Here is a 763-nt window from a genome sequence, read left to right on the forward strand (position 1 = left end):
GGACCAGCGCCAGGACCGGGCGCTCGGCAAGCGCTTCGATCTCAACGGGTCGTGCCGCAGCCGCCCTTCGCTCGAAGGCCAGCACCTTGTCGAGATGATCGGTGCCGATTTTCCAGCTGCCGTCAGGCATGCGCTCGACGCCGCCCCCGCCCCGCCGCAGCGCTTCCAGCCGCCGGACATGCGCCTCGGCGAAGCGCTGGCTGGCACTGGCGTCATGACGGAGATGCGCGTCGACGCTGTAGATACCGTTGTTGGCGGCAGCGATCTCGGCAACCGCCCTGTCTGCGTCACGAATGCCCGAGATTGTCGGCGCGATACGCACAATTTCGGGGTGATCGCCCGCTCCCGAGAGTGCCCGGTTGCCCAGCTCGACATAGTGGCTGCGCCCGTCGGTTCCCGCGACGATCAGGTAGTGGCGGTCGCGATGCTCGTCGGCCAGTCCCGTCGCAAGGACACGGCCGACCAGCGGCTTGCCCTCGGCTGGGTCGTAGATCGCATAGTCCTGCGGATGCACTTCGGGCGCACGTGCCTTCAGCTGCGCGTGCATGGTCGCGATGATGTCGCCACGTCGGCCCATGGCACGCAGCGTTGCTTCCAGATCGTCGGCGAGCCGGTAGCGACCTTTCACCTCCTCGGTTGCTAGTCCCATCCGCGCTAGCTTACCCAGGCGCGCTGCGCGCAGCCCCTGCTCGATGCTGTCACCATGCCAGGAGGGCACCAGCCCGTCGGCCTCGCGCGCGATCAGCAACCTGCGGTCGATGCT

General features: G+C 67.8%; 1 protein-coding gene. It reads right to left on the reverse strand.

Annotation, left to right across the window (positions count from 1 at the left end):
* The coding region (locus SAZ01S_RS23360) for a DUF3363 domain-containing protein (protein ID WP_167693257.1) at positions 1-763 on the reverse strand (763 nt) is incomplete at both ends.

The sequence above is a fragment of the Sphingomonas azotifigens NBRC 15497 genome, assembly GCF_002091475.1.
In the GTDB taxonomy this organism is placed as follows: Bacteria; Pseudomonadota; Alphaproteobacteria; order Sphingomonadales; family Sphingomonadaceae; genus Sphingomonas; species Sphingomonas azotifigens.